We start from the raw sequence: 26651 nt of genomic DNA on the forward strand, positions 1-26651 counted from the left end.
TGATGACACTTCCCACGGAGGGCTCAGCCTTCTGATGAGGGCTGATCCACCAGCCAGCAGGACTCCGCGATGCCCGTCACCCCGCCGTATTCGGTGCGCACCTCAGAGCGCAGGTACTGCCTGCGCTCGCCTGCTCCCTGCCCCTCGTGGGGGCCGATGGTTACGATGCGGTGCCCGACGACCGCATAGGACTCATCGAGCACCTGCAGGGCGCACTGGGCGGTCGCGTCGAAGTCTTTGGTCACCTCGTAGTCCACGACGGCACGGGTGTCGGAGACGATCTGATATCCGACATCGTTGTACTCCAGCTCGCCGAAGGCCAGGTCGATCGTGAACCATGCGGCGGCGCCGACAGCGGCGGCGAGGGCACCGATGATCGACCACCGCTTCGTCCGGGCGGAGAGGCGGCGCCGCGGAGCGCCGTATCGCTGGTCAAGCTCGTGCTGCTCAGAACCGCGCTGCTCATAGGTCACCGTCATCACCTATATTCTAGTCGCCATGAGTCAGCTGACCCGTCGTACTGAATCCGCTCCCGAAGAGTCCGCCGTCGAGGCCGCGGCCGACGAGCTGGAGGCGCGTCTGCCGCAGGCCCCGCAGAAGGTGCCTGACTCGAGAGGCCTCAGGCTCCTTGCCGTGCACGCCCACCCCGACGATGAGTCCTCCAAGGGTGCGGCCATGATGGCGGCATATGCCGCCGCCGGCGCGGAGGTGATCGTGGCGACCGCCACAGGCGGAGAGGCGGGGGACCTGCTGAACCCTGACGCGGCCGAGATCCGCCGATGCCACCGGGACCTGCCCGGTGTGCGCCGCGAGGAGATGGCGCAGGCCGCACGTGCCCTCGGCATCGAGCAGGTGTGGCTCGGCTTCACAGACTCGGGCCTGCCTGAGGGCGATCCGATGCCTCCGCTGCCATTCGGCAGCTTCGCCACCCTGCCGCTGGAGCAGTCCGCTGCGCCGCTGGTTCGGCTGATCCGCCGGTTCCGGCCCCACGTGATCACCACCTACGACGAGTCGGGCGGCTATCCGCATCCCGACCACATTATGACGCACCGCGTCAGCATCGAGGCCTATGAGGCTGCCGGAGACGCGTCACGGTATCCGGGGCTCGGTGAGCCGTGGCAGCCGCAGAAGCTCTACTACGACCGTGCGTTCAATCCTGGGCGCTTCAGGGCCATCCACGAGGCGCTGCTCGAGGCGGGCTTCGAATCGCCTTACGGGGAGCGGCTGGCCCGGTGGGAGGATGAGTCGCAGCGTCCGGACTGGCTCACTCAGCACACGGTCACCACGCAGGTGCCGGTCGGGGACTACCTGGAGGCGCGCGATGAGGCCCTGCGCGCCCATCGCACGCAGGTCGAGCCGCACGGCTTCTTCTTCGCCACGCCCAATGACTTCCTGAGAAGGATCTGGCCCTACGACGACTACGTGCTGGTGGACTCCAAGGTGGACGCCGGCGCACCTGAGTATGACCTCTTCGAAGGAATACCCAGGACCTGACCCACGCCGAGGGTGCGCGTAGAATAGGGGCACTATGGACTTCTTCTCTGCGGACCTGATGCCGCTGCTGACCCAGTGGTGGCCCGGAGGCGGGGGAGGCGAATCCCCGAACCTGCGGCCAGGGCTGGAGGAGGAGGACATCACCCCCGGCATCGCCGGCTTCCTCTTCACCGCCCTCATGGTCGGCCTCGCCGTGCTGGTCATCCGTGACCTGGTCAAGAGGATGCGCCGCATGAAGTACGCCTCGGAGGTCGAGGCCGAGAACGAGGGCCTCGAGGCTGACTTCCCCCACGAGATCGTCCCCGCCGAGATCTCGGAGTCGCAGCAGCGTGCCCGCGCCGCCGCTGCTGAGGCCCGATTCGGCCCCGCTGAGCCGAACGAGGCCTATGAGGGCCGGGAAGAGACTCCGGGCGGGCCGGAAGCACCCCGCTGACGCGAGGCCTCCCAGTCCGTAGGGTGATGGGATGAGCAATCGTCTCGCCTCTGCGCAGTCCGCGTACCTGCGCCAGCACGCTGACAATCCTGTCGACTGGTGGCCGTGGTCCGCGCAGGCGTTCGCCGAGGCGCAGCGACGAGACGTGCCGGTCTTCATCTCGATCGGCTACGCGGCATGTCACTGGTGCCACGTGATGGCGAGGGAGTCATTCGAGGACGACGCAGCGGCGGAGCTGCTGAATGCGCGCTTCGTGGCGATCAAGGTGGACCGGGAGGAGCGTCCCGACGTCGATGACACCTACATGGCAGCGGTGCAGGCGATGACGGGAATGGGCGGCTGGCCGATGAGCGTCTTCGCCACCCCGCAGGGCAGAGTCTTTCATGCGGGGACCTACTTCCCGCCGCAGCGCAGGGGTCAGGTGCCCAGCTTCTCCGAAGTGTGCGACGCGGTGCATGAGGCGTGGACGCAGCGCCGCGACCAGGTGGAGAGCCAAGCCGAAGACATTGCCGAGGCGCTCGCGGGCCAGCGTCGCCAGCAGTCTCAGATGGCCACAGCAGTGCAGACCGATCGCGAGGGGTCATCCCTCAGCATGAGCGGTGAGGTGTACGCCGACCTTCGCGCCAGGACCTTGGACGTCCTGGCCGAGCAGGAGGACGAAGGTCACGGCGGGTTCGGCGCCGCTCCGAAGTTTCCGCCCTCGCCGCTTCTGGGGTGGCTCCTCGAAGACTCCGCATGGAATCCGGAGCATCCCTCAGGGCAGCTGGCGCTGCGGACGATGGCCGCCATGGGACGCTCCGCCCTGTTCGACCACGTCGAGGGCGGGTTCGCGCGCTATGCCACAGACCGCGCGTGGGCCCTGCCGCACTTCGAGAAGATGCTCTACGACAATGCTCAGCTGCTGGGCCACTATGCCAGGCTCTCGCGTCACACGGCTGCTGACGCGGGCGCCCGGGCAGACGCTGAGCGCATCGCGCGGATGACGATCGAATGGCTCAGGGAACGGCTCCTGCTGGATGACTCCGGGCTCCTGGCCTCCAGCCTCGACGCTGACACGGTCCTGCCGGACGGCACGCATGCGGAGGGCGGCACATACATCTTCAGCGATGCCGAACTGGCAGAGGCCGCGCGCGAGTCAGGCCTCAGCGACGAGGAGGCGCGGAGAGCCGTCGAGCTCAACCGCGGTGTGCCCGCCGACGAGCATGCGGTCGCGTCGGGAGCCCCGCTGAGCATCACTGCGGAGACGCCCCGCACCGTCCACTTCGACGCACCCCTGAACGATGAGGAGCGCGCCCTGTGGGACGCCATGATGCCCGCGCTGCGCCGTCGGAGGGCCAGCCGCAGCCAAGCCTCCCTGGACAGGAAGGTGGTCGCCTCCTGGAACGCGCAGGCCGTGCAATCAGTCGCCGAGGCAGCTGCTCTGTGGGAGGATGCAGAGCTTCTGGACTTTGCGGAGAGCCTCGCCGAACGCCTCTGGGAGACGCACACGGATGAGGAGGGTCGGGTCTGCCGCACCTCCTACGCCGGGAAGCGGGGAACGGGCGTCGGGACGCTGAGCGATCATGCGCATCTGATCTCGGCATGCTTCGCCCTGGCCTCCGCCGGCGCGGGCTCCGAGTGGGCTGCGCGCGCTGCTCATGCCCTGCGCTTCACGGCGACGCACTTTGTGCAGCGCTCGGATGCGGGGCTTGAGGTGCTGGACACACTCGATGAGGAGGGGCTGCTGCACGCCGCCCAGGCCGGCGCGGCGCACGCCTCGCCGTTCGACGGCTCCGAGCCGAGCCCCATCGCAGCTCTGGCTGCGGCGGTGCAGCAGGCCGAGGCATTCGCCGTCGACGTCGATCTTCCGATGCGCTCCGGGGAGCTCCTCCAGCACGTGGCACCGGCAGCTCCCCGGGCACCGATCGCGGTGGGCTCAAGTCTGCTGGCGCTCCGGCGCTCCGTGCAGCAGTCGCCGGCGCTGCGGCTCTTCGGCGGGTCCCCGGAAGATGCCGCTCAGGTGCGTCGCACTGGGGCGCTTCTCGGCATCCCGGTGGAGCCCCCGGCCCCGGGGACCGTGTCCAAGGGGGCGGAGCTTCGCGTGGCGGTGTGCCTCAACGGCCCGGAGACCTCGATGTGCCTCGTCCCGCAGGGAGACCTCCGCGCAGCTCTCGCGCCGCTGAGCTGATCGTGCACGGTGCGCTCAGCCGACGACGGCAGAGAAGCTGATCATGATCGCTGCGTAGTGGAGGCCGAAGCCTATGAGGGTGCAGGCGTGGAACAGCTCATGGAAGCCGAACCAGTGAGGTGAGATGTTCGGCCTCTTGAGGGCGTAGAAGACGGCACCTGTCACGTAGGCCGCGCCGCCGGCGCAGATGAGGACTGCCGCTGCTGCATCTGCGGCGAAGAAATCGGCGATGAACCACATGGCCGAAAGGCCCAGCACCACGTAGACGAGTGTGGAGAGCCATCGTGGAGCGCTGGTCCAGAAGACTCGGAAGAGGACCCCGCCGATGGCCCCGACCCACACGCCTGTGAGCAGGATGGTGGACTGCGGCTCGGGCAGCAGCGCCGGAGTCATGGGAGTGTAGGTGCCTGCGATCAGCAGCATGATGTTCGCGTGGTCCACGCGTTTGAGCATCACTTTGGCCCGAGGGCTCCACCGCCCCAGGTGGTACACGGCGGAGACGGTGAACAGCAGCAGTCCCGTGATGGCGTAGATCGCCGCAGCGACGGTGAGGCCGGGCGTGGGCGCCCAGGCCACCGCGGCCATTCCGGCCGCCAGGGCCGCGGGAACCATGCCGGCGTGCAGCCAGCCGCGGAGCTTGGGCTTCAGCGGCTGCTGGGGGCTCAGGAGCTGCTCCGCAGGGGCGGACGCTCGTCCGTCGGCGGTCAGCGACTCCTTGGCGGTGCTTTCCATAGGCTGAATTCTATCGAGAGAGTGACTGGTCGGTAACAAGCTGTCACAAGGGTGCGGGCGACGGAGTGGCATAGGGTGGCGGGTGTGAAGCGCCCGCAGTCCGGGCCCCGCCAGGGGCTGAAGCATTTGGCCTACTCGCTGTACGAGCGAAGGCTCCTCGCCGACCTCTCCTCCCAGCCGGCGCCCCAGCACATCGGGGTCGTGGTGGATGGAAACCGCAGATGGGCCAAGCTCGCCGGCGCAGAGACCGCCGAGGGCCACGCGGCCGGAGCCCAGAAGATCGTGGAGTTCATCGATTGGTGTGCTGAGCTCGGCGTCCCCACCGTCACTCTCTACATGCTCTCCACCGACAACATGAGCCGCTCGGGGGAGGAGCTGGACCAGCTCATGCGCATCATCGGGGACCTGCTGGACCAGCTCGCCGAATCCCGGCCGGGCGGACGCCCGCTCCGTGTGCACCCGGTGGGCCAGCCCGAGCTCCTTCCGGAGCCCCTGGCCCAGAAGCTGTGGTGCGTCACGACCGCGACCGGCTCCATCCCGCTCGTCAGCCCTGAAGGGGGTGCGGATGAGGAGCCCTGCGTCCATGTGAACGTCGCCGTGGGCTACGGCGGACGGCAGGAGATCACCGACGCGGTGAAGGACCTCCTTCTGAAGGCCGCCGACGAGGGTGAGGATCTGCGGCAGGTCGCAGACCGGCTCACTCCCGATCAGATCGGCGAACGGCTCTACACCCGCGGTCAGCCGGATCCTGATCTGATCATCCGCACCTCCGGCGAGCAGCGTCTCTCCGGCTTCCTCATGTGGCAGTCGGCCTATTCGGAGTTCTACTTCGCTGAGGCGCTCTGGCCCGATTTCCGCAGGGTGGACTTCCTCCGAGCCCTGAGGGACTTCGCCAAGCGGCAGAGGCGCTTCGGCAGCTGAGAGCAGCTGTTCACCTGTTCGTCACCTGCCGTTTCGTGTGTTCTCCCTCATACGGCCGCGCGCAGGCTTAGATTAGAAGTGTCAGAACCCTGACCGGAAGGCCCAGACCATATGCGCTATGGCAGAAGGGGCCGGTCTGGTCCCTGGCCGTCAGTGCGGCCATGGGTCGGCCGACCATCATCCGACCGAGGATGCGTCGAGACTATGACGCCTGCGGCGCATCTGAGACCCGTCTGGAGACACTGTGGCCACCACCCCGCTCGCCGCCCCCGCTGATGCCGCTGCACTCGAAACAGCCGTATCGCAGGAGGTCGCACAGAAGTCTTACGTGCTAGACACCTCAGTTCTGCTCTCCGATCCGAAGGCAGTCCTGCGCTTCGCCGAGCACGAAGTGATCATTCCGATCGTCGTGATCTCCGAGCTGGAGAAGAAGCGCCACGATTCGGAGCTGGGCTACTACGCCCGCTCGGCCCTGCGCCTGCTGGACGAGCTGCGCACCGCCCATGGAGCCCTGAACCAGCCGGTGCCGCTGAACAGCCAGGGCGGTCACCTGCTGGTCGAGCTCAACCACATCAGCCAGGAGGTTCTGCCGGCCGGCTTCCGGGGGCCGGAGAATGACGCCCGAATTCTTGCGGTGGCGAAGTCGTTCGCCGACGAAGGGCGGGCGGTGACAGTGGTCTCGAAGGACCTTCCTATGCGGGTGAAGGCCTCAGCCATGGGGCTCGACGCCGATGAGTACCGCAGCGAGTGGGTGGCGGACTCCGGGTGGACGGGCTTCGCAGAGGTGACTGCGGCCGACGACCAGGTCGCCGAGCTCTACGACGGCGAGCGCGTCGAGCTGGAGGAGGCTGATGATCTGCCCACCAACACGGGATTGGTCATCCAGTCCGGCTGCGGGTCCGCACTGGGCCGGGTGAAGCAGGATGCCGCATCGAAGAAGTACGTGCAGGTGGCCCGGGCGGACCGCGACGTGTTCGGCCTCCACGGCCGCTCTGCCGAGCAGCGGCTGGCGATCGACATGCTGATGGACCGCGAGATCGGCATCGTCTCCATGGGAGGCCGAGCGGGCACCGGCAAGTCTGCGCTCGCCCTGTGCGCCGGACTGGAGGCAGTGCTGGAGCGCCGGGAGCACCGGAAGATCGTCGTCTTCCGTCCGCTCTACGCGGTGGGCGGACAGGAGCTGGGCTACCTCCCTGGCTCAGAGGCCGAGAAGATGAACCCGTGGGGCCAAGCCGTCTATGACACGCTCAGCGCCCTGGTCTCCGAGAACGTGCTCGAGGAGATTATGGCCCGCGGCCTGCTGGAGGTGCTGCCGCTGACCCACATCCGCGGGCGCTCCCTCCATGATGCGTGGGTCATCGTCGATGAGGCCCAGTCCTTGGAGAAGAACGTCCTGCTCACCGTGATGTCCCGCATGGGGCAGAACTCGAAGATCGTTCTGACGCACGATGTTGCTCAGCGCGACAATCTGCGGGTCGGCCGCCATGACGGCATCGCAGCCGTCGTCGAGACGCTGAAGGGAAACGCGCTGTTCGGCCACATCACCCTCACCCGATCGGAGCGCAGCCGCATCGCCGCCCTGGTCACAGAGCTGCTGGAGGAGTGAGGCGCTGACCGCCCCGGAGGCTCAGAACCACGGAGGAGCCTCATCCGATGCGGCCGGGGTGCGGGAGGGGCGGCTGCGGCGCTCCTCCCGCACCCCTCGTGTGAAGATCCAGGCAACCGCGACGCCGGCGACGGCCCCGGCCAGATGCCCGGTCCAGGAGACGCGCATGCCGGCGGCCACCGGCATCATGCCGACCAGCATGGAGAGGCCGTAGAAGACGATGACGAAGATCGCGAAGACCATGGCCACCACTCGTCGCGTGATGAGCCCATAGATGATGAGGAAGCCGGCGAACCCGTAGATCACGCCGGATGCGCCCACATGCCCGCCCCACGAGGAGCCGTCCGGACGCAGCACCCACGGGGTGCCGATCAGCCACAGGACGATGCCTGAGACGAGCCAGATGCCGGACATGACAAAGGTGAACCGGCGGGTGAGCAGCGAGACCATGCCGCCGAGCACCAGCCAGGAGAACGTATTGCCGAGCAGGTGGCCGAAGCTGCCGTGGAGCACAGGCATGAAGAGGATGCCGCTGAGCCCCTCGAGACTGCGCGGCGTCAGGCGAAGGGTGAGATTCAGCCAGTTGCCCGTCCACATGTTGACCAGCCACAGCAGCCACATCACCGCCAGCGGCAGGAGCACCGGAAGGAAGGTGCGCACCATCGAGTGCTTCAGCTCCGTGCCCAGCGAACGCTGAGGCTCGTGGTGATCGTCCCCGGGCTGCAGGTGCAGGCTCATGCCTCCACCATAGGCGAGGCGTCTGGCGGCAGTCGCCCCAGGCACCCTGGCTGTGACCCTGAAACCCACCCTGATCCGTACGTGTCATCCGGCTCACAGCCGGACTAGGATGACCCGGAGAGCGGACCGGGACCCCGGTCTGCGCCGAACCGCACAGACGGGAGTAGCGACATATGGCTGAGACCGAGTACCGGGTCGAGAAGGACACGATGGGCGAGGTGAAGGTGCCGGCCCACGCGCTGTACCGGGCACAGACCCAGCGTGCAGTGGAGAACTTCCCCATCTCCGGAAGGACCCTCGAGCGAGCTCACATTGAGGCGCTCGCCCGGGTGAAGAAGGCCGCGGCCAAGGCGAACGCGGAGCTGGGCGTGCTCGACGAGGAGCTTGCCGAAGCAATCGTGGTCGCCGCCGAGCAGGTCGAGTCGGGCGACCTTGACGAGCACTTCCCCGTGGATGTCTTCCAGACCGGCTCCGGAACGTCGTCCAACATGAACACCAATGAGGTGCTCTCCTCACTGGCCAACCAGCACCTGGAGGCCAAGGGGTCGGAGAAGCGGGTCCACCCCAACGATCACGTCAATGCCTCCCAGTCCTCCAATGACGTGTTCCCGACGTCGGTGCATGTTGCCGTCACCTCCGCGCTGGTCAATGACCTGAAGCCTGCCTTGGCGTACCTCGCCGAGCACCTCGAGGCCAAGGCTGAGGAGTTCAAGGACATCGTCAAGTCCGGACGGACGCACCTGATGGACGCCACCCCTGTGACGCTGGGCCAGGAGTTCTCCGGCTATGCGGCCCAGGTGCGGTACGGCATCGAGCGGATCGACTCCTCCCTGCCGCGCGTCGCCGAGGTTCCGCTGGGCGGCACCGCAGTGGGCACCGGGATCAACACGCCGCTGGGCTTCGCAGAGAAAGCCATCAGGAACCTCGCCGAAGACTCCGGCCTTCCGATCACTGAGGCCAGAGACCACTTCGAGGCTCAGGCCAACAGGGACGGCCTGGTGGAGGCCTCCGGGCAGCTGCGGACCATCGCCTACAGCTTCATGAAGATCAACAATGACCTGCGTTGGATGGGTTCGGGCCCCAACACAGGACTGGGGGAGATCGCGCTGCCTGATCTGCAGCCCGGCTCCTCCATCATGCCCGGCAAAGTCAACCCGGTGATCTGCGAGTCTGCCATCCAGGTCTCCGCCCAGGTGATCGGCAACGACACCACCGTGGCGCTCTCCTCCACCAACGGTGCCTTCGAGCTGAATGTGGGCATCCCCGTCATGGCGGCCAATGTCCTGGAGTCGATCCGACTGCTGACCAACACCTCACGGGTCATGTCCGACAAGATGATCAACGGGCTGACAGCCAACGAGGAGCGAGCCGCGTTCCTTGCGGGCGCATCGCCTTCGGTCGTCACCCCTCTGAACAAGCACATCGGCTACGAAGCCGCGGCCGAGATCGCGAAGCACGCCGTGAAGAGCAAGGTCACCGTCCGTGAGGCGGTCGTGGAGCTCGGCTACCTCGAGCGAGGAGACCTCACCGAGGAGCAGCTGGACGAGGCGCTGGACGTCAAGCGCATGACCCAGCCCGGCTGATCACCGCCACTTAGCCGCAGCCCCGGCGTCGAGAGCCCATTCCAAGGATTCTCGATGGCCGGGGCTCAGCGGTTCTGGGAGCCCGTCCACCGGGAACCACCCGACATCAGTCGACTCGTCGTCATTGACGAGCGGCTCCCCGGACATCCACTCCATCTCGAAGACCGTATCCACGTAGCGGCATCTGTCGCCGTTGGGGTACTCGATCAGGCGGGTCGCCGCCACGCCGGCGATCCGGACTGGCCGCACCACCGTCCCGGTCTCCTCGTGCACTTCGCGCACCGCACCCGCGGCGGGCTCCTCCCCGGGATCGAGGATGCCGGAGGTGATCATCCAGGCCCCGTTGTCAGACCTGCGAACCAGCAGCACCTCGGGCGCGTCCAGGGCGGAGCCGTCCGCGTCGCGGCGTCTGATGACCGCGGCGCGGACCGATGGCAGAAGCAGCTCTTTGTGCCCGATGTCCTCGCGGAGCGCTGTGATGAAGTCTGGTGTGGCCACGGCCTCACCCTAGTAGGAGGGCCGCCGCAGTGCCGGTCAGCATGAACGGTCCCAGCGGCAGACGCGAGCGGCCTTCGGCCCTGCGGAGAGCCAGAAGCGTCAGAACGGCCAAGCCGGCGAGCATCAGGGTCGATGCCACGGCGAGCACCGCGGAGCTCCAGCCGAAGAATCCGCTGTGGAGGCCGAGGATGAAGGCCAGCTTCACGTCGCCCAGGCCGACGGCTGAGGCAAAGATGAGGCGCACAGCCATAAATCCCAAGGACCACAGGATGCCGGCCACGATTCCGCGGAGAAGGCCGTACGCGTCGCCGGTGAGCGCAGCGACTGCGATGAACAGGCCTGCCGAGACCGCGGCCCAGGGGTAGACGATGGTGTTGGGCAGTCGATGCTCGCGGACATCGACGATGCTGAGCAGCACCGCGCAGATCAGGCAGATGGCGCCGATGATCAGCAGCACCACCCCTGCGCCAGTGCCGCTCCCTGAGCTCAGCAGCTCTTCGATCTGTTCGACCACGGGCACAGCCTATGCGCACTCACGGCGGACGAGGGTGCTGTGCAAAACTGAGGCCCATGGACGAGCAGCAGGGCGCACAGCGCTATCCCTCAGAAGGCGGAATCAACTTTCACACGCGCAAGTGGGTCAAGCCTGAGGATCTCAATCCCAATGGGACCCTGTTCGGGGGCAGCCTGCTGCGCTGGATCGACGAGGAGGCCGCGATCTACGCGATTCTGCAGCTGGGCAACGAGCGGGTCGTCACCAAGTTCATGTCCGAGATCAGCTTTGAGGCCTCCGCGCAGCAGGGCGATCTGATCGAGATGGGCCTGCTGGCCACCAGCTTCGGCCGTACGTCGCTGACCATGCGATGCGTGGTGCGAAACATGGTCACCCGAAAGAAGATCCTGACCATCGAGAAGCTGGTCTTCGTCAACATCGGCCCAGAGGGAGTCCCTGCACCGCACGGCTTCACGGATATCACCTACAACCGGGATCGGATGCCCGGACAGCGGCTGTCCGACGGCGACAGCGACGACTGACAGCGTCAGGGGGTGCGCGCCGGACGCGGAATCCTCAGAGCTCGCCGAGCTGGGTGACCAGGTCGGCTCGTCCCTCGGCGAGGCGGTACGTGACGCCCGCAACTGCCGTCTTCCCGGACTCGACCGCGTCGTGGAGGACCGTGGAGCGGGAGATCATCCGCTGCACGGTCTGCTTCACGTGCTCTTCGACGGCTTCGTTCACGGTGGACGCGCCGGCTCGCTGAGCCGCCACGATGGAGGGGGTGATCCGCTCGACGAGATCGCGCACGTATCCGCCCGGGAACTCGCCCGTCTCAGAGGAGTTCATGGTCGCTGCGACGGCCCCGCAGGAGTCGTGGCCCAGGACGAGGATCAGAGGCACGTTGAGCACGTCCACGCTGAACTCCAGCGAACCCATCACTGCGTCGTCGAGGACCTGTCCGGCTGTGCGGACGACGAAGACATCGCCCAGACCGACGTCGAAGATGATCTCCGCTGCCAGTCGTGAGTCCGAGCATCCCAGAATGGCAGCCACAGGGTGCTGCGAGTCCGTCAGGGACGAGCGGCGAGCGGCGTTCTGGTTCGGGTGGGCAACGTCTCCCGCGACGAAGCGGGCGTTGCCGTCCTGCAGCTTCTTCCACGCCTCAGCGGGAGTGGGCTGACTCTCAGACATTCTCAGGGTCCTCTCTCAGGGATTCGACCACGGCCTCCACTGCTGTGAGGAACTCGTCGTCCCCGGCGTCGCCGCCGATCACCACGGTGGTGCCGTCGACGTCGTTGTTCTCCTCGGTGAGCACCCAGTAGCGGCGCTCCTGATCACCGTCATGGTATAGCTCGAACGTCATTCCCGCCGCGCTCTGCTCGCCGGCGGCCGGCGAGTGGTCGATCTCCTCGGCGAGCCAGGACGGCTGCGGGTCCTCGGTCTGAGCGAAGCCGACGAAGTTCATGGCCGTGGTGGTGTAGCCCACCTCCCACACGTCCACTCCGTGGTCCACGCGCGATTCCCAGCGGGCGTAGTTGGCGGTCCAGTCATCCGGCACCGCCGGTGAGAGGGGGGAGTAGGCGGTGACTCCGGCGTCGTCCAGCGCAGCCGCCTCGCCCTCGACGTCCTCGTCCGGGATGAACGTGTAGTCGGGCTCGGGGCTGAGGAAGTAGAAGCCGCCCATGATGAGCACCAGGACCAGCATCGTCATCAGCATTCCGAACATCGGCGTCGTCAGTCGTTTGTGCTGGGCCTCCGTGAGCTGAGGAGTGGGAAGCTCCTCCTCGGATTCGTGCTCGGCACGGGCGTCTGGCTCAGCCTCATGGTGCGGGCCGCTCTCCGGGTTCTGCTCGGGTCGATCTGTCACGCTCCCTATTCTCGCATTGAGCTGCGCGCGCGGGCGCCCGATAGGCTGGGCCCATCGACAACGACGTTGATCACCAACCACGACGGGAAAGGCCTTCCTATGAGCGGCTACGACGAGACCAACGCCGACCAGCACTACTCGCATCTGAGCTCACGGCTCGCCGTCGGGGACACTGAGCCGGACCGGAACCTTGCGCTCGAGCTCGTCCGAGTGACCGAAGCGGCCGCAATCGCCGGCGGTGCATGGGTGGGCCGCGGAGACAAGCTTGCCGCTGACGGCTCTGCGGTCGACGCGATGCGCTCCCTGCTGGACACGGTGAACCTCAACGGAGTCGTCGTCATCGGCGAAGGGGAGAAGGACGAAGCCCCGATGCTGTTCAACGGTGAGCAGGTCGGCAACGGCACGGGCGCTGAGGCCGATGTTGCCGTAGACCCGATCGACGGCACGCGGCTGACCGCGCTCGGATACGACAACGCTCTCGCCGTGCTCGCGGTGGCTGAGCGGGGCTCCATGTTCGATCCCTCAGCGGTGTTCTACATGGAGAAGCTGGTGACCGGGCCGGAGGCCGCCGACCTGGTGGATCTGCGCCTTCCGGTGAAGCAGAACCTGCACCTTGTCGCCAAGGCGACGGGAAAGCGCATCGATCAGCTCAACGTCTGCGTGCTGGACCGTCCGCGCCACGCCGGGCTCGTCCAGGAGATCCGAGACGCCGGGGCCCGGACTCGCTTCATCATGGACGGCGATGTTGCCGGCGCGATCGCCGCAGCGCGTGAGGGAACGGGCGTGGACGTCCTGATGGGCACCGGGGGGACTCCCGAAGGCATCGTGACGGCCTGCGCCATCAAGGCCACCGGCGGAGTCATTCAGGGTCGACTGGCGCCCACCAACGAGGAGGAGCGTCAGAAGGCGGCCGACGCTGGTCACGACGTGACCAAGGTGCTGACCACCGACGAGCTCGTCACCAGCGACAACTGCTACTTCGCTGCAACCGGCATCACCGACGGAGACCTGCTCCGCGGCGTGCGCTACCAAGGCGACAGGGTCTTCACCCAGTCTTTGGTGATGCGATCCAAGTCCGGCACGGTGCGCACCGTCGAGGCGGAGCACCATGCCCGGAAGTGGGAGTCCTACACGTCCCGCTGAGACGGGCGGCGTGTCGCGTGAGCGAAGGACGAGTGCGTGGCTGAGCGGCTGACGCGCGGGCAGCTGGGGCTCGCCTGCGGGATCACAGCAGGGGCAGGCTTCGTGGACGGGGTGGGGTTCATCCACCTGGGCGGCTACTTCGTCTCCTTCATGTCGGGGAACTCCACTCGCGCTGCGGCGGATCTTGCCTCGGGCGATCTCCTGGGATGGGCGCGTGCTCTGGGGCTCGTCCTTGCCTTCGTGTTCGGCGTGGTGCTGGCGTCCGTGGTGTCGCATCGTGGGGAGGGCGCGGCTGCGCGCGACGGCACGGCGGTCCAGCCTCAGCTGCGAGCCATGTGGCTTGCCGCTGCGGTGCTGACGCTCGCTGCGGTGTGCGGCAGCCTGTTTCGGCTGGGCCATGGGGAGGGCTGGTGGTTCGCGGTGGCTCCCCTGATCGCCGCCGCGATGGGTGCGGTGAATGCGACCTTCACCCGCGGGGGTGAGGTCAGTGTGGGGCTCACATACATGACTGGCGCGCTGGTCAAGGCCGCCCAGCATTTCGCGGCCCTGCTGCAGGGCCGCCCGAACACGGTGTGGCTGCGCTACGCGGCGCTCTGGTCGTCCATCGCGGCAGGCTCTGCGGCCGGGGCGGTCTGCTACCTGGCGTGGGACCTGTGGGCGGTGTGGATCGCTGTTCTGGGACTGCTGGCCTGTGCGGCCGCTGTGGGTCTGCGCCGCCCTCAGAGCTGAGCGAGGAGCTCCTTCCAGAACGACTTCCATCGGGGGATCTCATCCTGGGTCGGCAGCCTGCTGTGCTGGACCGCCACGACAGCCTTTCCGGGCGACTTCTCGCTGATGGTGACGTCGGCGCGGGTGCCGTCGGCCAGCTTCACGCGCCAGTAGCGCCACGTGTCGGTTGACGATGCGGTGGGCCGCTCCTCCGCCGGGACCCCTCCGAACTCCTGCATGCCTGCCACCACCTCGAGGAGCCGTGCGAGGGCGGCGTCCTTATCCCCGTGGACGGTCTTCGAGGCCGAGGCGCTGAAGTCCCCGGTGTGGGACTGCCCCGGAACGCGCAGACCCCTCTCATGCTCGTACGCGATCGCGGCGCCCTGAGCCCACCAGCCGCGCGAGGCCATATGCTCCGGCATGCGCTCGAAGGTGATCTTCGCAATCTCAGCGTGGGGGAGCTGTGCGGCCCCGGCCTCGTCGAGGAGCGCGACCCATTCTGTCCAAGCGATGCCGCTGGCCTGCTCGATCCCAGACGTGCTCTGAGGCTTCACCATGAGCCGAGCCTAGAGCCGGTCGGCCGCCGACGCCAGAGACGGTCGACCCTCGGCTGGAGGGCTCACGTAGTAATGTGCGCCGCATGGTGAAGCAGTCCGCATGGCAGCCCTCCGCATACCTCGCGTACGCCTCAGAACGTACCCAGCCGCTCATCGACCTCATCTCCCGAGCGCGGGTGCCCGGTGCGTCCCGGGTGGTGGACCTTGGGTGCGGTCCGGGCAACGGGCTGCCCATCCTGAGGGCGGCGTGGCCGGATGCGCTGATCACCGGCATCGATTCCAGCCCGGACATGCTCGCGCGGGCCCGCGAGGCCTCGGACGATGCACAGATGTCATTCGTGGAGGCGGATATTCGCGACGTCGGGCGGACACACCTCCCCGACGGCGAGCCGGCCGACGTGCTGGTCTCCAACGCTGCCCTGCACTGGGTCCCTGAGCATCGCGAGCTGCTTCCGCAGCTGATGGAGCTGGTTGCACCGGGGGGCACCCTGGCAGTCCAGGTTCCGGGGAACTTCTCGAATCCGAGCCATCGGCTTCTCTATGAGATGGCCTCAGCTGTGCCCTACCGCGCAGCCGTGGACATGTCGCAGCTGATCAGACCCACGGCTTCGCCTGAGGAGTATCTCTTCGACCTTGCCCAGCACGGGTGGGAGGCCGAGGCGTGGGAGACCACGTACTGCCACGTCCTTCAGGGTGAGGACCCGGTCTTCGAATGGATATCGTCCACCGGGGCGAGGCCCGTGCTGGATCAGCTGGAGGGCAGCCTTCGTGAGCGGTTCGTCGCGGAGTACAAAGAGGCGCTGCGGCAGGCGTACCCGCGCAGTGCGATCGGGACGGTACTTCCGTTCCGACGGGTCTTCTTCACGGCCCGGCGGAGCGGCGCATAGGCATCCCCGCCTGAGCCTCCGAGTCTCAGCCGCGGGTGCGGTACTGGGCGATGATGGGGCAGTCCATCGGGTCGGCCTGTCCGAGCCCCACATCGTTGAGGTAGCGGATGACGATTCCGTATGACTCGATGAGTCCGGTCTCGGCGTAGGGGATCTGCTTCTCGGCGCAGAACTCCTCCACGATGGGCTTGACCTTGTGGAGGTTGGGGCTGGGCATGCGGGGGAAGATGTGGTGCTCGATCTGGAAGTTCAGGCCGCCCATGCCCCAGTCGATGAGGCGCCCACCTCGAATGTTCCGTGCGGTCAGGATCTGTCGCTGCAGGAAGTCGACCTTTGAGTCTTTGGGGATCACCGGCATGCCTTTGTGGTTGGGGGCGAAGCTTGCTCCCATGTACACGCCGAACACGGCGACCTGCACTGCGATGAAGGCCAGTCCCACCAGTGGGCCCATAGCCCAGATCACCAGGAGTGGGAAGCCGATGAGGCGCACTGCCAGGAGGGCCGCCTCGGTCCCGCGATGCTTGACCTTCGTGGCGCGAATCACAGCATCGACGGCGCTCACGTGCAGCGCCCAGCCGAACATGGTCAGCAGCGGGAAGAGCATCCAGCCCTGTCGCCGGGCGAACCAGGCGGCAAAGCCGGTGCGCTTCTCAGCATCTTCGGGGATGAACGCGATGAAGCCCGGTTCGATGTCACCGTCCTTGCCGACGGTGTTCGGGTTGGCGTGGTGCTTGCCGTGCTTCTTGGCCCACCATGCGTAGGAGAGTCCCACAATGCCGTTGCCGATGATGCGCGACAGCCATTCGTTTCGGCGACCGTTGGAGAAGACCTGCTGGTGGGCTGCGTCGTGCGACAGGAATGCGACCTGAGTGAAGAGGACGCCGAAGACGACTGCCGTCAGCAGCTGCCACCATGATTCGCCGAGCATGACCAGCATGACGCCGGCTCCGGCGAAGGCGAGGACCAATGCGATGACGCGCCCGATGTAGGCCTGCGCGCGCCGGTCCATCAGCCCTGCCTCTTTGACCTTATTGGAGAGCTCGAAGAAGTCATTGGTCTGCTGGCTGCGGGCGGAGTGGCTGCCCGCGGCTGTGCGCCGCTCCGACCGGCGAGAGGTGCGGCCTGGTGCCGGGGGCGCATCCGCGCGCGTCTCATCAGTGATCGTCATACCGCTTACGCTATGTCCCCGCCGCAGCTCCGCGCGTCCCCCGTCGGAGCCAACCTGACCCCCTACCCCGGTAGGGGCTGGGCATCCTCGCGGGGCTCGAGAGGCAGATCCGCGCACACCAGGAAGCCCCCTGAGCGCGTGGGGGCCGCCGCAGAGCTGCCGCCGACTGCCGTCGCGCGCTCACGCATTCCGTTCAGACCGCGCCGAGCTCCGGGCGCGGAGGGCAGGAGGCCTGAAGGCGCAGGCTCGTTCTCGACCGCCACCTGCACACCGGGCCGTCCGCCCACCTGGCACGGGCTCAGCCGCACGGTGATGGCGGCCTCAGGTGCGTGGCGGACGGCGTTGCTCAGCGCTTCCTGGACGATGCGGTATGCGGCAAGACCTGTCGCCGGGCTCGCGCGCGCGAGCGTCGCTGCCTCGTCGGCTCGGTCCAGGCCCCAGTAGTCGATGGGCGCCCCCGAGGCCCGCGTGCTCTCGATCAGGGCGTCGATGTCCTCGATGCCCGGCTCGGGTGCGGTCGGCGCCTCCGATTCATCGCGCAGAATGCTCAGCAGGCTGCGCATCTCACTGAGCGCCTGGCGAGACGATGCCGCGATGTCGGCGAACTCCTGGCGTGAGACCTCGTCCACCTGCGGGTTCCGGTATGGGGCCGTGCTCGCCTGCACACTGATCACGGACATGCTGTGGGCGACGACATCGTGCAGCTCTCTGGCGATCCGGTTGCGCTCTTCGAGCTCCTGCCGCCGCCGATCCTGCTGCGCGCTGCTGGCCTCGGCCGCTTCGACGCGCCCGGCGCTGAGGATCCACAGCCTCAGCGAGATGCCGGCGGCGACCGTCCCGGCCGTCACGGCGCTGAAGACGATTCCGCTGCTCAGTGCGCCGGTCGGCAGCTCCGGTGAGGCCCAGATGAGGGCGGTCGCCGTCATGAAGGATCCTCCCAGCCACCCGGCGGCAGACCATATCCAAGGCCAGGAGAGTGCTGCTACGCCCAGCACAGCGCACTGCGTGACGATGGCGGTCACGGGCCAGGGCCACACGATGACGCCCGCACCGGCGGTGGCGATCATCAGGCCCGTTCCTGCGGCCAGCGAGAGGGGGAGGCCTGCGGCGGGCCATCGCAGCGTCAGCACGACTGCGGTGCAGTGGGCCGCCACGAGGGCCATGGTCAGGGCGGCGTTGAGGGAGTAGACCGCGGCGACCACCGGCCATCCGACCGCGAGGAGAGCGGTCGCCGCCGCGATGACGCCGATCCACGCGTAGAGGCTCATGTGCAGAACACGACGGCCCGACAGGATCACCCGGGCGCCGGTGAGGGCCCGGGGCTGCTGCTGATCAGCTCCCTGATGGGTGGGGTAGCTTGTAGCTGTGCCTGCCACCGGTTCTGCCTCCTCTGCTGTGCGTGTCCTCATTGTGGACGATCAGTCCATGATCCGCGCGGGCTTCGCAGCCCTGCTGGATGCTCAGGAGGATATAGATGTAGTGGGGACGGCCGAGGACGGCGCCGGCATCACCGACGTTGTACGGCGCACTCGGCCTGACGTCGTGCTGATGGACATTCGGATGCCTCAGGTCAATGGGCTCGACGCGACGCGTGCGGTCCTCAGTATGCCTGGAGATGCGCCGAGAATCCTCATGCTCACCACTTTCGATGCTGACGAATACGTCTTCGGCGCGCTGCGGGCTGGGGCGAGCGGATTCCTCCTCAAGGATGCTGCCCCCGACGAGCTCATCCATGCGGTTCGCGTGGTCGCCGAAGGTGAATCGCTGCTCTCCCCGAAGATCACGCGCACCCTCATCGCTGACTATGCAGCGAGGCCGGTCAGCTCACCGTTCGGTGAGCACACCCTCGAGGTGCTCACCGAACGGGAGACCGATGTGCTGCGCCTGGTGGCTCGCGGCCGCTCCAACAGGGAGATCGCCGAGGACCTGTTCCTCGCCGAGCAGACGGTGAAGACGCACGTCTCCAGAATTCTCGGGAAGCTGGATCTGAGGGATCGCACCCAGGCCGTCGTCGCCGCGTATGAGGCGGGCCTGGTCAGGCCCGGAGACTAGGGGAGGCGAAGCAGCGGGGCCTGCAGCGACCGCTGAGGACCCTCAGGTCTGCCGAATCACCGGAGGCCCAATGCCCGGTCGCGGTTCACCTGCCGTGTCGCGGAGGTGATCGTGAAGAGGGAAATGATCGTGCCGACGTAGAAGAAGCCGATCGTCAGCAGGAAGAGGATCCCCTTGATGTACTTCCCGATGTAGAAGTACTGGAGCCCTGCCACGAAGAAGAAGCCCAGAATCGTCAGAACCAGGGCCAGCCCCGGATCCTTCTGCGGACCGTCGACACCACGAGAAGCCATGGCTGCATTCTACGCAGGCCGAGGCGCGCGGCTCATCCCGCGGCCTCCGGAGGCTCGCTCGCGGAGCTCGACGGGGGTGGGCCCAAGGGTCGGAGCGGCCTCCCAGCTTCTGCAGCCTGTCTGGAGTGCTCCCACGCCTGCCTGAGGGCCCAGAACTTTCGCCAGTGCGCGGCAAGATGGTCAGGGGAAGCCTGGTGGACCACCGTCTCGGCCTCCGATATGGCCACCGCGAGCAGCAGCGCCTCGCTGCCGGGCTCCCGCTCGCGGTGCGGCCAGGGCTTCCAGGTGCCGGCTGCGGCATCGACGAGCTCCTCCTCTGCGCGAAGACCTGCCACCAGCTGCATGACCACCGAGTCGCTGAGCGGCTTGGCCCGTCCCTCGCGCGTCAGGCCCTTGGTCTTGAAGTCGATCAGGCACAGGCGGCCGCCGATCTCTGCAACCAGGTCCAGTGTCCCGGCGTAGCCGACCTGGTGATTCCAGACGGTCACCTCAGCCGCAACGGGCCTGACTCCGTACATGTCCCACCATTCGTCGAACCGGTCGGCGAAGGCCGTCTCACCGTGCTCCTCAAGGAGACGGTGCGCACCGTCGGGGTCGGCCCCGGGCTCACCGAGCATCGCCAGAGCCACGTGCTCCGCGTAGCTGTGGACGCGGTCCCCCCGTGCGGCAGCGTCGTCACGGAATCGCTCTGCGGCGGAAGAGGCATTGCGCGCCAGGCGACGCAGCTCGCCGGGACTCCCCACGCAGGCGGCCAGCTGAGCGTCCTGCGCCAGGGCCGTTGCGGCCATGTGGCCGGCCCACCCGGTCAGGTCCTTGGCCTCTTGGCCTATGACCGTGGTGATCGAGGGGACTTCGGGCGGGGAGTTGAGGGACCGCGAGTACATGCGGCCGAACTCTGTGCTGTGCGCCAACGCAGGATCAGTCATGGCCCACGAGTCTGCCACGTCGGTCAGACATGCTGGGAGCCGTTCAACTGGACGACCTGAGCCGGCTTGGGTTAAAGTGTCATGTCGTCGGAACGCGGGGGGAACCTTGAGTTCGACCGATGTGCGGATGTAGCTCAGCTGGCTAGAGCATCACCTTGCCATGGTGAGGGTCGCGAGTTCGAATCTCGTCATCCGCTCGCATATCAGCTTCGGCTGATGCGAAGTGGCCGATGCAGTCGGCTGCTGATTCACCGTGGGGCTTGTCTCCGCGGCCCGGTGGGAGTGAGAGTCCACTGGGTTGGGACGGGCGTCCCACACCCGAAGCAGGGTGGGGTGGCCGAGTGGTTAGGCAACGGTCTGCAAAACCGTCAATGCGGGTTCGATTCCCGTCCCCACCTCGGAGCTAGTACACTGGCTCAGCCTGATGAAGGCGCGATTGGCGCAGCGGTAGCGCGCTTCCCTGACACGGAAGAGGTCACTGGTTCGATCCCAGTATCGCGCACGGCACGAGGCTAAGGCCTCGAGCCGCATGATGCGGATGTAGCTCAGCTGGCTAGAGCATCACCTTGCCATGGTGAGGGTCGCGAGTTCGAATCTCGTCATCCGCTCTGCGAAGAGAGGCGAAGCCCCGAAGTCCCCGACTTCGGGGCTTCGCTGCGTCTGTGGCAGGATAGTCCCCACGTGCTACGGGATCGGTGAAAGTCCGAACCGGCGGTGACAGTCCGCGACCCTCCTGTCCAGGAGGCTGAGCTGGTGAAACTCCAGCACCGACAGTCAGAGTCTGGATGGGAGTGGCACAGAAGGAGATGCGCGCATTGGGCACCGCCCCGCACCACGCCCACGAGCCCTTCATGCAGCAGGCGCTCGACGCCGCCCTGCAGGGCCATCGAGGAGCGAACCCGCTTGTAGGAGCTGTGCTGACGGACAGCAGAGGAGCGGTGCTGTCCGTAGGCCACCACCGAGGCGCCGGCAGTCTGCATGCTGAACGGGACTGCATCGCCAGGGCACAGAGCAGCGGAATCAGCGACTTCAGCGGAACGACGCTCTACAGCACCCTGGAGCCCTGCCGCAATTACGGCCGAACACCAGCGTGCACCCAGCTGATCCACGAGGTCGGCATCGGTCAGCTGGTGTACGGGGCGAAGGACCCCACCGCCAACACAGGCGGCGCAGATATTCTCACCGAGGCCGGGGTCAGCGTCGTCGCGGGCGTGATGGCCGCTGACGCCGAGGCGCTCAACCACCGATGGACCGCAGCCCAGAAGCAGGGGAGGCCGTTCGTCACGGTGCACCTCGCGCAGTCCCTGGATGCGCGCATCGCCGCTGCGGACGGCACGAGCCAATGGATCACCGGGCCCGAATCCCGTACGCACACGCACACCATCAGACAGCGCATCGATGCCATTCTGGTCGGAACCAACACTGCTCAGGTCGACGATCCGAGGCTGACGGCGCGCACGCCGGACGGAGAACTCGCTGAGACCCAGCCTCTGCGCTGCGTCATGGGCCGCCGCGAACTGGCGCCGGGTGCCAAGCTCACACAGGGGCGTCCCGAAGGCGACGGGTGGGCCCAGCTGCGCACCAGGGACCCCTTCGAGGCGCTCCTGACTCTGGCGTCGGCCCAGCACAACGGCTTTCCAGTGCGGCATGTCCTGGTCGAGGGCGGCCAGTCCGTGCTCTCGGCGTTCGTCGCCGCAGATCTCGTCGACGAGATCTTCGCCTACGTGGCACCCGTGCTCATCGGCACCGGACAGGACGGCTCGGCCCGGAACACCCTCGGCAGCATCGGCGTTGAGACCTTGACGGATGCGCCCCGATACGGCCTCGACCCCGCAGATGGGGGCCCCGTCACTGTGATGGGGGACGACGTCTGCCTTCACCTCACCCCGAAGGGAGCCCAGTAGTTGTTCACCGGCATCATCACCGGCCTCGGAACCGTCCTTGAGCGGACGCCCGAGCCCGTCAGAGGCGTTGAGCGCCTCGTCATCGAAGCCCCCGGGCACGTAGCAGACCTGCCTCTGGGCGGTTCCATCGCAGTCAACGGCGTGTGCGTCTCCGCCGTGGACATCACCGCTGACGCCCTGGCCGTCGAGCTGATCCCCGAGACCCTCAAGCGGTCGACCTTCGGGGAGTCCGGGCCGGGTGACCGCGTCAACCTTGAGCGCTGCCTGCCGGCAGAGGCCAGGCTGGACGGACACGTGGTCCAGGGTCACGTGGACGGCGTGGGGACTCTCACCGAACGCGACAGCAACGACGGCCGCCACCGCTTCGCTGTGCCGGCAAAGCTCGCGCCGTACCTTGCAGAGAAGGGCTCAGTCGCCATCGACGGCGTCTCCCTGACCGTCACAGCGGTGGGCAGCGATGAGGCGATGGGCCAGACGTGGTTCGAAGTCGGCCTCATTCCCACCACCTTGGCAGAGACCACCCTCGGGCTCCTGCAGCTGAGCAGCAGCGTGAATATTGAGGTGGACGTCCTCGCCAAGTATGTGCGCCGGATGCTTGCGTTCGACTCCGCAGCACCCGCCGAGCGTGAGCCGCTCGGCCTCGCGGGCATCCCCGCCGTGCGCCAGCCTGACACTCCCGGCCCGGTTCTGGACCGGGTGGAGGTGGCTCTCAACGAGCTCTCGGCCGGGCGCCCAGTCGTCGTGGTGGACGATGCTGATCGGGAGAACGAGGGCGACCTCGTCCTCCCTGCCTCCGCTGCCACCGCGGAGGTGCTGGGCTTCATCGTTCGCCACACCTCCGGCGTCGTCTGCGCCCCGATGTCGGCCGAGCGCGCCCGTCACCTGGCGCTTCCGCCGATGGTCGCGGAGAACACTGACCCGAAGGGAACCGCCTACACCGTCAGCTGCGACGCTGCCGGAGTCGTCTCCACCGGGATCAGCGCAGAGGACCGGGCGATCACCGCGCGGGCGCTCGCGAGCCCTGAGACGACCGCCTCCGACCTCACGCGGCCGGGGCACATGTTTCCGCTCGTGGCACATGCCCAGGGCGTGCTGGGCCGGGAGGGGCACACTGAGGCGACCGTCGATCTGTGCAGGCTCTCCGGGCATGCAGAGGTGGGGCTCATCGCGGAAATGGTGCATGACGACGGCTCCATGATGCGCCTGCCCGCGCTGCGGGAGTTCGCCGACGAGCACGGGCTTGCCCTGATCAGCATCGCTGACCTCATCGAATACCGAGGGGGCACGGCCTCTCCCCATGCTGTTCGGGAGCTTCACGCGGCAGCGTGGGACGCCCCTGCGGAGACCGCAGCAGGCCTTGTCAGCTCGGGGCCGCAGGTGATGCTGCCCACGGACTTCGGCATCTTCACCGCCCAGGTGTGGACGGAGCACGCGACGGGCCACGAGCACATGCTGCTCTCGGCGGATGCCGCGGACACGAAGAACCCGATGGTCAGGCTCCACTCCGAGTGCGTCACCGGCGACGTCCTGCACTCCCACCGGTGCGACTGCGGAACGCAGCTCGCTGCGGCCCTCGAGGAGCTGGAGCGTGACGGCGGTCATCTGCTGTACCTCAGGGGGCACGAGGGGCGAGGCATAGGCCTGGCCAACAAGATGCGCGCCTACAAGCTCCAGGAGCAGGGCGCGGACACCGTTGAGGCCAACGAGATGCTCGGCCTTGCCGCGGAGCTGAGGGACTTCACGGGCGCCGCTGCGATTCTGCACTCCGCGGGCATCAGACGTCTGAGGCTCCTCACCAACAATCCCGCAAAGGTGCAGGCGCTGTCCGCGACCGGGCTCGACGTGGAGCAGGTTCCTTCGGCGGGCATCGTCCAGGAGCACAACGAGCGCTACCTGCGCACCAAGCGCGACCGCATGGCGCATATGCTGGATCATCTGCAGCTCAATGAGCAGAATGAGAGCCTGGAGAAGACGAGTCTGACGAGTGCCGAGGAGGCTTAGAGCATGAGCGGAGCAGGTGTCCCGCAGGTTGACCAGGACGAGCTCAAAGAGATCGCCAAGGCCGCCAAGAAGCTCAAACTCAAAGTCGCTGTGGTGGCGGCGCAGTGGCACCAGCAGGTGATGGACGGCCTGGTCGGCGGGGCGGACCGCTACCTGAACAGCGTGGGTCTGGACGACTACACGCTGCTGAGGGTCGCCGGCTCCTACGAGCTGCCGGTGGTCGCTGCCCACGCCACCAAGAACTTCGACGTCATCGTCGCCCTGGGCGTCGTGATCCGCGGTGAGACTCCTCACTTCGACTACGTGTGCCAGGCTGCGACCGACGGCTTGGCGCGCCTGTCGATCTCCACGGGGAAGCCGATCGGCTTCGGCGTGCTGACGGTGGACACCGAGGAGCAGGCGCTCGCCCGGGCCGGTCTGTCCGGCTCCAAGGAGGACGTCGGCAGCTCCAGCGCCCATGCGGCCGTGGCTGCGGCCCTGGAGATCAGCAAGCTGAAGAAGTAGGCGGCAGGCGCGGAAGGTAGGGTGGTCAGGTGAAAACTTTCGACGAACTCTTCGCCGAGCTGGCGGCCAAGGCGGAGGAGCGGCCCGCGGGCTCCGGCACTGTCGAAGCCTTGGATGCTGGGGTGCATCAGATCGGCAAGAAAGTCGTGGAAGAGGCAGCGGAGGTCTGGATGGCCGCCGAGCATCAGTCCCGCGATGAGGCGGCCGAGGAGATCTCTCAGCTGCTCTACCATCTGCAGGTGATGATGCTTGCCAAAGGTCTGACGCCTGCGGACGTCTACCGCTTCCTGTGACCCTACCGATCGTGACGAGGAACCCCTAGAACCATGCTGCGCGTTGCTGTGCCCAACAAGGGCGCCCTGTCTGAAGCTGCCATGTCCATGCTGTCCGAGGCGGGGTATCTCCAGCGCCGGGACCGCAAAGAGCTCCGGCTGATCGATGAGGCCAATGGAGTCGAGTTCTTCTACCTCAGGCCCAAGGATGTCGCCGTGTTCGTCGGGCAGGGGATCATTGATCTCGGCCTGACCGGGCGTGACCTCTTCGCCGATGCCCGAGTGGGCCACGGGGCTGAGGAGGCCATGGGATTGGGCTTCGGCCGAGCGTCCTTCCGCCTCGCCGCCCCGCGCGGCATCTTCTCCTCGGCCTCCGAGCTGCGGGGCAAGCGCGTCGCCACCACCTATGACGGGCTGCTCTCCTCGTGGCTGGAGGAGCAGGGCATCGAGGATGTCGACGTGGTTCATCTGGACGGCGCTGTCGAGTCCGCCGTGAGCCTCGGCGTCGCGGATGCGATCGCAGATGTGGTGGAGACCGGCAACACTCTCAAGGCTGCAGGCATGGAGACTTTCGGGGAGGCCATTCTGGAGTCGGAGGCCATCCTGATCTCTGCGTCGGGGGAGCGGACGGCAGTGGGTGACGGCAACGGCGCGGATCGGCTCATTCGCCGCATCAAGGGCGTGCTGACCGCCAGGCAGTACGTGATGATGGATTACGACATCAGGCGCGAGCACCTCGAGTCTGCGGCAGCCATCACGCCGGGCCTGGAATCGCCTACGATCTCGCCCCTGGCGGACGAGAACTGGGTGGCAGTGCGGTCCATGGTGCCTGCTCAGCAGACCAATCAGCTGATGGATGAGCTCTACGACCTGGGCGCCAGGGCGATCCTCGTCACGACCATCCACGCCTGCCGGGTGTAGGAGGAGGATCCCCAGATGTCGCTAGCAGTTCGGGTCATTCCGTGCCTTGACGTCGACGCCGGACGGGTCGTCAAGGGCGTGAACTTCGAGAATCTCCGCGATGCCGGGGACCCGGTCGAGCTCGCTCACCGATACAACCGCGCCGGCGCCGATGAGCTGACCTTTCTGGACGTCACCGCCTCCAGCGACGATCGCGGAACCACGTACGACGTGGTGTCGCGGACGGCCTCGGAGGTCTTCATCCCTCTCACGGTCGGTGGGGGAGTCCGCAGCCCCGAGGATGTGGACACGCTCCTCAAGTCAGGGGCCGACAAAGCCAGCATCAACACTGCGGCCGTCGCGCGGCCGGCTGTCATCAACGACATCGTCGCCAGGTTCGGAAACCAGGTGCTGGTCCTGTCGCTGGATGCCAAGCGCACCGGCGCCACGGAGTCGGGCTATGAGGTCACCACGCACGGAGGCCGACGCGGAACCGGCATCGACGCGCTCGACTGGGCCAGAGAGGCCTCCGAGCGCGGGGTGGGTGAGATCCTGCTCAACTCGATCGATGCTGACGGCACGCAGGACGGCTTCGACACTGAGATGATCGCTGCTGTCCGTGCGGTGACCCGCGTGCCCCTGATCGCCTCCGGAGGCGCCGGCGTCCCGGAGCACTTCCCTGCTGCGATCGATGCCGGGGCCGACGCCGTCCTGGCGGCTTCCGTGTTCCACTTCGGCCCCACGGACATGTTCGCGCGGGTCAAGGACGCCATCCGAGCCGCCGGCTACCCGGTAAGGTGA

General features: G+C 67.1%; 29 protein-coding genes, 4 tRNA genes and 1 riboswitch. Of the genes, 21 read left to right on the top strand and 12 right to left on the bottom strand.

The annotated features are described in order from the left end of the window. Positions 1 to 23: 23 nt before the first annotated feature. On the bottom strand, positions 24 to 479 hold the full coding sequence (locus tag FS388_RS10680) for a DUF4307 domain-containing protein (RefSeq protein ID WP_146341400.1): 456 nt from the start codon (positions 477 to 479) through the stop codon (positions 24 to 26). Between the two features lie 19 nt (positions 480 to 498). On the opposite strand from FS388_RS10680, the gene mca reads away from it, so the two are divergent. Genes mca through FS388_RS10695 form a run of 3 tightly spaced genes read left to right on the top strand, consistent with a single transcriptional unit; the run spans position 499 to position 4094 of the window. After that, positions 499 to 1494 (top strand): mycothiol conjugate amidase Mca, encoded by a 996-nt coding sequence (mca, locus tag FS388_RS10685; protein WP_146341401.1) that lies wholly within the window; start codon positions 499 to 501, stop codon positions 1492 to 1494. 34 nt (positions 1495 to 1528) lie between these two features. Then, positions 1529 to 1927 carry a hypothetical protein gene (locus FS388_RS10690; RefSeq protein ID WP_146341402.1) on the top strand — a complete coding sequence of 133 codons (399 nt, stop codon included), beginning with the start codon at positions 1529 to 1531 and terminating at the stop codon, positions 1925 to 1927. Positions 1928 to 1958: 31 nt separating this feature from the next. After that, positions 1959 to 4094, top strand: a complete 2136-nt coding sequence (locus FS388_RS10695) for a thioredoxin domain-containing protein (protein ID WP_146341403.1) — start codon at positions 1959 to 1961, stop codon at positions 4092 to 4094. 15 nt (positions 4095 to 4109) lie between these two features. Here FS388_RS10695 and FS388_RS10700 read toward each other — a convergent pair whose 3' ends face one another. Further along, positions 4110 to 4826, bottom strand: coding sequence for a hemolysin III family protein (locus FS388_RS10700; RefSeq protein ID WP_146341404.1), 717 nt, complete (start codon positions 4824 to 4826; stop codon positions 4110 to 4112). Between the two features lie 84 nt (positions 4827 to 4910). Between FS388_RS10700 and uppS the strand changes: the two genes are divergently transcribed. Together uppS and FS388_RS10710 are read left to right on the top strand one after the other, a co-directional pair. Next, the gene (gene uppS, locus FS388_RS10705) at positions 4911 to 5747 is read left to right on the top strand and encodes a polyprenyl diphosphate synthase (RefSeq protein WP_246836195.1); all 837 of its coding nucleotides are present in this window, start codon (positions 4911 to 4913) and stop codon (positions 5745 to 5747) included. A gap of 244 nt (positions 5748 to 5991) precedes the next feature. Further along, on the top strand, positions 5992 to 7353 hold the full coding sequence (locus tag FS388_RS10710; RefSeq protein WP_146341405.1) for a PhoH family protein: 1362 nt from the start codon (positions 5992 to 5994) through the stop codon (positions 7351 to 7353). A gap of 21 nt (positions 7354 to 7374) precedes the next feature. Here FS388_RS10710 and FS388_RS10715 read toward each other — a convergent pair whose 3' ends face one another. Further along, positions 7375 to 8091, bottom strand: a complete 717-nt coding sequence (locus tag FS388_RS10715; protein ID WP_146341406.1) for a rhomboid family intramembrane serine protease — start codon at positions 8089 to 8091, stop codon at positions 7375 to 7377. A 173-nt stretch (positions 8092 to 8264) separates the two neighbouring features. Between FS388_RS10715 and FS388_RS10720 the strand changes: the two genes are divergently transcribed. Continuing rightward, entirely contained in the window at positions 8265 to 9674 is a 1410-nt protein-coding gene (locus tag FS388_RS10720) for a class II fumarate hydratase (protein ID WP_146341407.1), read from the top strand. Here the strand turns inward: FS388_RS10720 and FS388_RS10725 are convergent, their stop codons facing one another. Beyond that, complete coding sequence (locus FS388_RS10725; RefSeq protein ID WP_146341408.1) at positions 9675 to 10172, bottom strand: NUDIX domain-containing protein; 498 nt, start codon at positions 10170 to 10172, stop codon at positions 9675 to 9677. Positions 10173 to 10176: 4 nt separating this feature from the next. Further along, entirely contained in the window at positions 10177 to 10686 is a 510-nt protein-coding gene (locus FS388_RS10730; RefSeq protein ID WP_168198689.1) for a prepilin peptidase, read from the bottom strand. Between the two features lie 56 nt (positions 10687 to 10742). Here FS388_RS10730 and FS388_RS10735 point away from each other — a divergent pair, with 56 nt between their 5' ends. After that, on the top strand, positions 10743 to 11207 hold the full coding sequence (locus tag FS388_RS10735) for an acyl-CoA thioesterase (RefSeq protein WP_210410190.1): 465 nt from the start codon (positions 10743 to 10745) through the stop codon (positions 11205 to 11207). A 34-nt stretch (positions 11208 to 11241) separates the two neighbouring features. On the opposite strand, the gene FS388_RS10740 is transcribed toward FS388_RS10735, so the two are convergent. Further along, on the bottom strand, positions 11242 to 11859 hold the full coding sequence (locus tag FS388_RS10740) for a carbonic anhydrase (RefSeq protein ID WP_146341411.1): 618 nt from the start codon (positions 11857 to 11859) through the stop codon (positions 11242 to 11244). Then, positions 11852 to 12535 (bottom strand): DUF4245 domain-containing protein, encoded by a 684-nt coding sequence (locus FS388_RS10745; RefSeq protein WP_168198690.1) that lies wholly within the window; start codon positions 12533 to 12535, stop codon positions 11852 to 11854. The genes FS388_RS10740 and FS388_RS10745 overlap by 8 nt, the downstream gene beginning before the upstream one ends. A 99-nt stretch (positions 12536 to 12634) precedes the next feature. On the opposite strand from FS388_RS10745, the gene glpX reads away from it, so the two are divergent. Next, positions 12635 to 13678, top strand: coding sequence for a class II fructose-bisphosphatase (gene glpX, locus FS388_RS10750; protein WP_146341413.1), 1044 nt, complete (start codon positions 12635 to 12637; stop codon positions 13676 to 13678). A gap of 36 nt (positions 13679 to 13714) precedes the next feature. Continuing rightward, entirely contained in the window at positions 13715 to 14407 is a 693-nt protein-coding gene (locus tag FS388_RS10755) for a YoaK family protein (protein WP_246836196.1), read from the top strand. On the opposite strand, the gene FS388_RS10760 is transcribed toward FS388_RS10755, so the two are convergent. Beyond that, positions 14398 to 14943, bottom strand: coding sequence for a hypothetical protein (locus FS388_RS10760; RefSeq protein WP_146341414.1), 546 nt, complete (start codon positions 14941 to 14943; stop codon positions 14398 to 14400). The two genes, FS388_RS10755 and FS388_RS10760, sit on opposite strands and share 10 nt — an antisense overlap. A gap of 83 nt (positions 14944 to 15026) precedes the next feature. Between FS388_RS10760 and FS388_RS10765 the strand changes: the two genes are divergently transcribed. Beyond that, positions 15027 to 15830 (top strand): methyltransferase domain-containing protein, encoded by an 804-nt coding sequence (locus FS388_RS10765; protein ID WP_146341415.1) that lies wholly within the window; start codon positions 15027 to 15029, stop codon positions 15828 to 15830. A gap of 25 nt (positions 15831 to 15855) precedes the next feature. Here FS388_RS10765 and FS388_RS10770 read toward each other — a convergent pair whose 3' ends face one another. Both FS388_RS10770 and FS388_RS10775 read right to left on the bottom strand, forming a co-directional pair. Continuing rightward, positions 15856 to 16998, bottom strand: a complete 1143-nt coding sequence (locus FS388_RS10770; protein ID WP_146341416.1) for an acyl-CoA desaturase — start codon at positions 16996 to 16998, stop codon at positions 15856 to 15858. A 62-nt stretch (positions 16999 to 17060) separates the two neighbouring features. Beyond that, positions 17061 to 18374, bottom strand: a complete 1314-nt coding sequence (locus tag FS388_RS10775) for a histidine kinase (protein WP_168198691.1) — start codon at positions 18372 to 18374, stop codon at positions 17061 to 17063. On the opposite strand from FS388_RS10775, the gene FS388_RS10780 reads away from it, so the two are divergent. Further along, positions 18364 to 19050, top strand: coding sequence for a response regulator transcription factor (locus FS388_RS10780; protein WP_256369550.1), 687 nt, complete (start codon positions 18364 to 18366; stop codon positions 19048 to 19050). The genes FS388_RS10775 and FS388_RS10780 overlap by 11 nt on opposite strands. A 56-nt stretch (positions 19051 to 19106) precedes the next feature. On the opposite strand, the gene FS388_RS10785 is transcribed toward FS388_RS10780, so the two are convergent. Next, on the bottom strand, positions 19107 to 19343 hold the full coding sequence (locus FS388_RS10785) for an NINE protein (RefSeq protein ID WP_146341418.1): 237 nt from the start codon (positions 19341 to 19343) through the stop codon (positions 19107 to 19109). 32 nt (positions 19344 to 19375) lie between these two features. Then, positions 19376 to 20269, bottom strand: a complete 894-nt coding sequence (locus FS388_RS10790) for a cytochrome (RefSeq protein ID WP_146341419.1) — start codon at positions 20267 to 20269, stop codon at positions 19376 to 19378. Between the two features lie 123 nt (positions 20270 to 20392). On the opposite strand from FS388_RS10790, the gene FS388_RS10795 reads away from it, so the two are divergent. From FS388_RS10795 to hisF, 10 genes are all read left to right on the top strand, one after another. Continuing rightward, positions 20393 to 20466, top strand: a tRNA-Gly gene (locus tag FS388_RS10795). A gap of 130 nt (positions 20467 to 20596) precedes the next feature. Further along, positions 20597 to 20667: transfer RNA gene (locus FS388_RS10800), tRNA-Cys, on the top strand. 32 nt (positions 20668 to 20699) lie between these two features. Continuing rightward, positions 20700 to 20771: transfer RNA gene (locus FS388_RS10805), tRNA-Val, on the top strand. A gap of 32 nt (positions 20772 to 20803) precedes the next feature. After that, positions 20804 to 20877 (top strand) — tRNA-Gly (locus tag FS388_RS10810). Positions 20878 to 20947: 70 nt separating this feature from the next. Beyond that, a riboswitch (FMN riboswitch) is annotated at positions 20948 to 21070 on the top strand. Next, the gene (gene ribD / locus FS388_RS10815) at positions 21061 to 22173 is read left to right on the top strand and encodes a bifunctional diaminohydroxyphosphoribosylaminopyrimidine deaminase/5-amino-6-(5-phosphoribosylamino)uracil reductase RibD (protein ID WP_246836197.1); all 1113 of its coding nucleotides are present in this window, start codon (positions 21061 to 21063) and stop codon (positions 22171 to 22173) included. It overlaps the preceding riboswitch by 10 nt. Further along, positions 22174 to 24174, top strand: coding sequence for a 3,4-dihydroxy-2-butanone-4-phosphate synthase (gene ribB, locus FS388_RS10820; RefSeq protein WP_146341420.1), 2001 nt, complete (start codon positions 22174 to 22176; stop codon positions 24172 to 24174). A 3-nt stretch (positions 24175 to 24177) separates the two neighbouring features. After that, positions 24178 to 24678, top strand: coding sequence for a 6,7-dimethyl-8-ribityllumazine synthase (gene ribH, locus FS388_RS10825; RefSeq protein WP_146341421.1), 501 nt, complete (start codon positions 24178 to 24180; stop codon positions 24676 to 24678). Between the two features lie 29 nt (positions 24679 to 24707). After that, positions 24708 to 24971 carry a phosphoribosyl-ATP diphosphatase gene (locus FS388_RS10830; protein WP_146341422.1) on the top strand — a complete coding sequence of 88 codons (264 nt, stop codon included), beginning with the start codon at positions 24708 to 24710 and terminating at the stop codon, positions 24969 to 24971. Between the two features lie 33 nt (positions 24972 to 25004). Then, the gene (gene hisG / locus FS388_RS10835) at positions 25005 to 25871 is read left to right on the top strand and encodes an ATP phosphoribosyltransferase (protein WP_146341423.1); all 867 of its coding nucleotides are present in this window, start codon (positions 25005 to 25007) and stop codon (positions 25869 to 25871) included. 15 nt (positions 25872 to 25886) lie between these two features. After that, positions 25887 to 26651 carry an imidazole glycerol phosphate synthase subunit HisF gene (gene hisF, locus FS388_RS10840; protein ID WP_146341424.1) on the top strand — a complete coding sequence of 255 codons (765 nt, stop codon included), beginning with the start codon at positions 25887 to 25889 and terminating at the stop codon, positions 26649 to 26651.

Origin of the sequence: Nesterenkonia sp. NBAIMH1 (assembly GCF_007922635.1) — a bacterium.
GTDB lineage: Bacteria > Actinomycetota > Actinomycetes > Actinomycetales > Micrococcaceae > Nesterenkonia > Nesterenkonia pannonica.